This window comes from Rhizobacter sp. P2_D12, from assembly GCF_056404395.1.
Window position 1 is genome coordinate 60,838 of record NZ_JBFUEB010000023.1, and the last position, 6,222, is coordinate 67,059.

Annotated in this window: 6 protein-coding genes; 2 read left to right on the forward strand and 4 right to left on the reverse strand. The window is 72.7% G+C overall.

Features of this window, described 5'->3' with window-relative positions; genetic code table 11:
- Window position 1 precedes the first annotated feature (1 nt).
- Window positions 2–814 (forward strand): SDR family NAD(P)-dependent oxidoreductase, encoded by an 813-nt coding sequence (locus AC1DYN_RS10475; RefSeq protein ID WP_477959091.1) that lies wholly within the window; start codon window positions 2–4, stop codon window positions 812–814.
- A 176-nt stretch (window positions 815–990) separates the two neighbouring features.
- On the forward strand, window positions 991–2,352 hold the full coding sequence (locus AC1DYN_RS10480; protein ID WP_477959093.1) for a sigma 54-interacting transcriptional regulator: 1,362 nt from the start codon (window positions 991–993) through the stop codon (window positions 2,350–2,352).
- Here the strand turns inward: AC1DYN_RS10480 and AC1DYN_RS10485 are convergent.
- From AC1DYN_RS10485 to AC1DYN_RS10500, 4 genes are all read right to left on the reverse strand, one after another.
- The gene (locus AC1DYN_RS10485; RefSeq protein ID WP_477959095.1) at window positions 2,300–3,094 is read right to left on the reverse strand and encodes an amidohydrolase family protein; all 795 of its coding nucleotides are present in this window, start codon (window positions 3,092–3,094) and stop codon (window positions 2,300–2,302) included. The two genes, AC1DYN_RS10480 and AC1DYN_RS10485, sit on opposite strands and share 53 nt — an antisense overlap.
- 2 nt (window positions 3,095–3,096) lie before the next feature.
- Window positions 3,097–4,269 (reverse strand): peptidoglycan recognition protein family protein, encoded by a 1,173-nt coding sequence (locus tag AC1DYN_RS10490; RefSeq protein ID WP_477959097.1) that lies wholly within the window; start codon window positions 4,267–4,269, stop codon window positions 3,097–3,099.
- Window positions 4,270–4,293: 24 nt separating this feature from the next.
- Window positions 4,294–5,304: a hypothetical protein gene (locus AC1DYN_RS10495; protein ID WP_477959099.1), complete on the reverse strand. Its 1,011-nt coding sequence runs from the start codon at window positions 5,302–5,304 to the stop codon at window positions 4,294–4,296.
- A partial coding sequence (locus AC1DYN_RS10500) for an aminotransferase class I/II-fold pyridoxal phosphate-dependent enzyme (protein WP_477959101.1) occupies window positions 5,301–6,222 on the reverse strand: 922 nt, incomplete at its 5' end. The genes AC1DYN_RS10500 and AC1DYN_RS10495, both read right to left, overlap by 4 nt.

The following is a 6,222-nucleotide window of genomic DNA, read 5'->3' on the forward strand; positions in this document are numbered from 1 at the left end:
GATGAGCGAGCACTTGAAGGGGTGGGGACTGGCCGACCTGTTCGGCCTGCAGGGGCGGGTGGCCTACGTGCCGGGCGGCTACGGCGGCATCGGCGAGGCCATCGTGCGCGCGCTGGTGGGGGCCGGCGCGCGCGTCGCGTTCTCGGGGCGCAGCGAGGCCAAGGCGCAGGCGCTGGCCGCTTCGCTGCGCGCCGCGGGCGGCGACGTGCTGGGCCTGGCGATGGACGCGCATTCGGTCGACGGCGTGCGCGCGTCGGTGGATGCGGTGGCAGCGCATTACGGCGCGCTCGACCTGCTGGTCAACTGCATCGGCATCCAGCGCGAGGAGCGCCTCGCCGAGGTCAGCGAGGACGCCTTCGACGAGGTGGTGCAGGTCAACCTGAAGGCCGCGATGTTCCTCGCGCAGGCGGCCGGGCGGCACCAGGTGGCGGCGGTGCAGGCCGGGCGCGCGCCCGGACGGCAGCTGCACCTGCTGTCGGTGCGCGCGCAGCTGGGCCTGCGCGACCGCGGCTACTCGGCCTATTGCGCGACCAAGGGCGCGCTGGTGATGCTGATCAAGCAGCATGCGGTCGAGCTGTCGGCGCACGGCATCACCGTCAACGGCATCGCGCCGACGGTGGTGCGCGGCGAGATGGGCGCGCACTGGCTGGCCAACCCGGCCACGCGCGAGCACATCCTGCAGCGCATCCCGCTCGGGCGCGTGGCCGAGCCGGCGGACGTGGCCTCGGCCGCGGTCTTCTTCTGCGGGCCCGGTGCGGCCTTCGTGACGGGGCAGGTGCTGTACCTGGATGGCGGGTTGACGGCGACGCAGTGAGGGCCTTGCGCCAGATAGACCCCGTGCGTCGTCAATCGAGGGGATGGGGCGAGCGCGTTCCTGCCTAGGGTTAGGGGTGGTCGGCCCCCTCGCAGAACCTAGACTGGTCTGCAGGCGATGGCGAACCGAGTGCCCATCGTTGGAGCGGACTGACCTTGTTGCGGCCAGGGGGGAACTTGGCGCCATCGACCTGGATCGCCTTCACCGGGTCGTGCGACGCCGGTCTTCCCGAACGCTGTGGCCCGCTGCTGGCACGCGCCGGGATCGCGGTGTGCGCTTCCTCACCCGATGACACGTCGACGCTGGGCCTGGTGGTGTTCGGTGCCGTCGATGACGAACTGCTGGCGCTGCTTCGGCGGCATGGCGAGCACGCGTCGGTGCTGGCGATCGGCGTCGGCATGGCGGCCTTGTCGAGTGCAGCGCAATGGGGCCTGATCCAGGCCGGCGCGCGCGACGTGCTGCAGTGGCCGCAACTGCCCGCGACCGCCGACGAGATCGGCGCGCGCCTGCAGCGCTGGGCCCGCGCCGATGCCTTGCTCGATTCGCCCGCGGTCGCGTCCTGCCTGGTCGGTACCAGCCCGGCGTGGCGGCGCTCGATGCGCGGCGTGATCGAGGCCACGGCCTTCACGTCCTCGTCGGTGCTGATCACCGGCGAGAGCGGCACCGGCAAGGAGTTGATTGCGCGGCTGATCCACGACCTCGACCCGCGCCCCGACAAGGGCGAGTTCGTGGTGGTCGACTGCACGACGCTGTCGCCCGAGCTGTCGGGCAGCGAGTTCTTCGGCCACGAGCGCGGCGCCTTCACCGGCGCGGCGGGCTCGCGCGAAGGCGCCTTCGCGCTGGCCCACAAGGGCACGCTGTTCCTCGATGAAGTGGGCGAGCTGCCGCCCGAGCTGCAGGCGCGGCTGCTGCGCGCGGTGCAGGAGCGCCAGTACAAGCGCGTGGGCAGCAACACCTGGCAGCGCAGCGAGTTGCGGCTGGTCTCGGCCACCCACCGCGACCTGCCGCGCGGCATCGCCGAGGGCAGCTTCCGCGCCGACTTCTACTACCGCATCGCCGGCTGGCAGTGCCGCACGCTGCCGCTGCGCCAGCGCAAGGACGACGTGCTGCCGCTGGCGCTGCACTTCATGCGCGAGCTGCTGCCGCCGCAGGCCGAGCTGAGCATCGACCCGGCGGTGCGCGAGTTCCTGGTCACGCGCGACTACCCCGGCAACGTGCGCGACCTGCGCCAGCTGGTCACGCGCATCTGCCACCGCCACTGCGGCAGCGGGCCGATCACCGTCGGCGACATCCCGCCGGAAGACCATGCGGCCCCCGGCGCACCGCCGCTGTGGCCGGACAACAGCTTCCGCTCGGCCGTGCGCTCGGCGGTGCAGCTGGGCATCGGCATGAAGGACATCGGCCAGCGCGCCACCGAGCTGGCGGTGGAGATGGCGCTGGAGTGCGAGGGCGGCAACCTGCAGCGCGCCGCGGCGCGGCTGGGCGTCACCGACCGTGCGCTGCAGATCCGGCGTGCCAGCCAGCGGACGCCGATGTGAGGCTGGCGCGCCGTCGCGCGCGTGCGGTCAGGCGCAGCAGGTTGCCGCCGGTCACCAGCGCCTCGTCCGATGCCGACAGGCCGAGCGCGCGCACCTTGGCCAGCTCGACGCCGGGGTGCAGCCACGGGCCGTCGCTGCCGAACAGCAGCTTGTGCGGGCCGGCGCGCTGCACCGCCTCGGCCAGGATGTCGAAACGGCGCACGCCGGAGGTGTCCGCATGAATGTTGGCGTGGCGCACCAGCGGGTCGATCAGCGCGCGCTGCGCGCGCCAGTCGTCGGCGAAGCTGCCCAGGTGCGGCACGATGAAGTCGACGTCCGGAAACTCCTGCGCCAGCAGCTCGGCCTGCGCCGTTTCGCCCACCACGTCGTAGAGCACCGGCAGCGCGTGTTCGCGTGCCGCCTCGCAGACCTCGCGCGAGATGTTGGCCTCGTGGCGGTGCAGCTTGATGCCGACGAAGCCGTGCGCCTGCACGCCGGTGCGCACCAGCTCGCCGATGCGGCCGCGGTCGCGCGCCGCGTGCACGAAGACGAAACCGAGCCAGCGGTCGGGCTGCGCGGCGACGATGCGCGCGACCTCGGCATTGGCCCGCGCATAGTCGGAATGGAAGGCCGCGAAGATCACCGTGCGCCGGATGCCGGCCTGCGCGGCGCGCCGTGCGTAGTCGCGCAGCGGCGCGCCGCTGTCCCACGGGCCGGTGAAGCCGTCGCCGGGGCCGGCATGGCAGTGGCAGTCGATGATCATGGTCAGGCCGGGGCGAGCTGCTCGAACTCCCAGCGGATGCCTTGCGGCAGCACGAGCTGGCCCGGTGGCATCGGGCCCGCGACGGGCGTGCCACCGGCGGAGGCACGTGCCGGGACCAGCGCCGGCGCCAGCGACGCCATCAGCGCGGGCGGCAGCACATTCGTGATCTTGATCGCGCCCCGTGTCGGGGAAGGAACGAAGGGATAGTCGTTTCCGGTCAGTTCTCCGGCCCGGCGCATCAGCCGCGCGATGGCGAACTCCACCATGCGGACCACGCCGGCCACGCCTTGCTTGCCGCGGTGGCCGTGCACCTTGGCCAGGTAGTACTTCAGGTTCTTGTGGTTGCGCTCCAGCGCCTGGTGCGTGGGCCGCCGTAGGCGATCCGCAAAGCTGTCGCTCATGCCGACCCGCACGATCTTCGGCTTGGGGCCGTCCTCGAAGGCGATGTAGACGCCACCGAAGCCTTCGAACATGCCGCCCCGCCGCGTGACCTCGGTGCGGGTGTAGGCCTTCTGCATCCAGTTCAGCGTCGCGGTCAGCGGGCCGAAGGCCGTCTCCTGCTCGCCCTCCATCTCGCCGATCTCGCCCAGCTCGGCCTCCTTCGATGGCGTGCTGCGCCCCCAGGTGCGCCACAGGTCCGGGATCGAATTGCCGTCGCCGACCTTGAAGCCCGGCCCGCCGTCGCTCAGTTTCAGCGTGTCGACCGCCCACTGCCCCACGTGGTACCAGATGTCGGGCCCGGGGTCGTTCTCGCGCGAGGCGCTGCTCTGGCGGTGCGCGAGCACCGTGCGCAGCCCGATCTTCGCCACCAGGTGGCGCACCAGGCGGCGCCCGGCTTCCAGCTGTGCCGGCGTGACCTGGTCGCGGCCGTACTTGTCGCCCTGCCACCACTTGCCCTTGGTGTTCGGGAAGTTGCCGGCGAACTCGACCGCCACGCTGCCGTGGTTGAAGCCGTTGCTGGCCCAGACCATCGCGGCCTCGGGGTGCAGCTGCAGGATGCGGCCGTCGGCCAGGATCGCGAAGTGCGCGCCCAGCTTCAGGTAGTCGGTCAGCGGGTTCTTGCGGTTGCGGCAGCAGGCCATCTGGTGCAGCACCAGCGCCTTCACCTGCGAGGCCGGGCGCATGCCGTGGCGCACGCTCTTGTCGGCCTTGTCGGTCAGGTCGATGATGTCCATGGAGGTCTCCCGGTGGTTGGGGGTTCAGACACCGTGCAGCACCAGCGTCGAGCCGCGCCGCGTCCAGTTGCCGCTGATGCGCCGGCCGGGCGTCGCGCGGCCGTTGAAGTGCGGCAGGTGCTGCTGCGCGGCCGCCGCCAGCGCCGCTTCGAACTCGGCCGGCGCGGTGCCGTCGCCGGCCTGCTGCGCGGCCGTGCCGGCGATGCGCACGAAGCGGCGCGCCATCTCGAACTCGCGGTCCTCCAGCTCCAGGCCTTCGAACTCCATCTCCAGCGCCGAGCTCACCGCGCTGCCCAGCGCCGTGCCCAGCGCGGTGCCGACCCCCGGGATCGGGATCATCGAGCCGAGCGCACCGCCGACGAAGGGCAAGGCCTTCTTGGCCACCGCCTTCAGCACGCCGGAGAAGGGCTTGGCGATCTTGCCGACCGTGCCGGCGACCTTCTTGACGCCGCTCCACAGCTTGCCGAGGAACTGTTCCAGTTCGGCCTCGCTGGACACCGACAGCAGCTCCGCCGCCAGCGCGATCTCCTCGGCCTCGCTGAACGGCGAGCCGCCGCTTTCGCCTTCGCCTTCACCTTCGTATTCGAACTCGCCTTCGTACTCGCCTTCGGCGGCGAACTCGAAGCTTTCGCGGGCGCCACCACATTGGGGGCAACGGCAACGGTAGGGGTGCATGTTCATCTCCTCGCTGGGGGCATCGGGGGCCGGGCCGGGGCCCGGGTCGGCTGGAACGGGAACGGGTTCGGGGACGGGCACCGCGTACGGCGACGCCAGGCACTGCTGCATGCAGTGCTGGTAGCGCGAGCCGGGTCCGCCCCAGGCCGGCCAGGGCGCGGGCCCGTAGGCCGGGCCGTAGCCGTACGGCGACCGCTGCGGCGGCCGTTGCCGCGATCGCCCCTGCGATCGGCCGTGGCGCGAACCGCCGTAGCGCGAACTGCCGGCACGTCCGCCGCGGTAGCTGCGTTCGAACTCTTCGGACGCGGTCTCGAACTCGTTGCCGGTGGACAGCAACTCGAAGGATGTCGTGGGATTCATGAAGCCTCCGCAATGAAGGGGTGGAACGGGCGCCGCAGCGCCGCCAGGGCCTGCACCAGCGCCTGCACGGCGCGCTCGATGCAGGCCGCGGTGTGCGCGGCGGTGAACACGAAACTCAATCGCGCCTGGGCCGGCGCGCCGTCGGCATGCAGCACGGTGCGCACCTGGCGCTGCAGCAGCGCCGCGTGCAGCGCAGGCATGTCGATGCCGGGCAGCGGCGCAAGCGACTGCACCGGGAACAGGCCGCCGCTGCAGCGCAGGCGCAGCGCGGCGAGCCGGCCGCGAAACTGCCGCACGCGCTGCAGCAGCCGTGCGCGCAGCGTGTCGCCGCAGCGGCGGTTCAGCGCCAGCGCGTGGCGTGCCGCCTCGATCGCCGCCAGCGACGGCGGGCTGGTGTGCACCCGCACCTGGCTGCGCGCCTCGAACCAGCGCAGCATCGGGCCGTTGCCCGACAGCACCGCCAGCGGCACGCCGAAGCCCTTGGCCAGCGATGCGCCGACGATGACCGGCGCGCCCTCGAGGCCGTGCCGGCGCAGCGAGCCGCCGCCGCCGCGGCCGAGCACGCCCAGCGCCTGCGTGTCGTCCAGCACCAGGCAGCCGCCGTGGCGCGCGGCCGTCGCGGCATAGCGCGCGATCGGCGACTGGCGCTCGCGCCCCGGCCGGAAGCCGTCGCAGACGATGAGCAGGCGCTCGCGCCCGCCGGCGGTCGCGGCGACCAGGCGCTCCAGGCCTTGCGCATCCGCCGCCGCGAAGCCATGCACCGCCGCGCCGCGCGCGGCGCCGCGCTCGATGCCCCAGCGCGCGATGGCGTAGGTGCCGGCCTCGACGCAGATCACCGCGCCGCGCCGCGCCAGCAGGCCGAACAGGTCCCAGAACAGGTGCAGCGTCGACGGCAGCAGCGTGGCCGCCTCGCAGCCC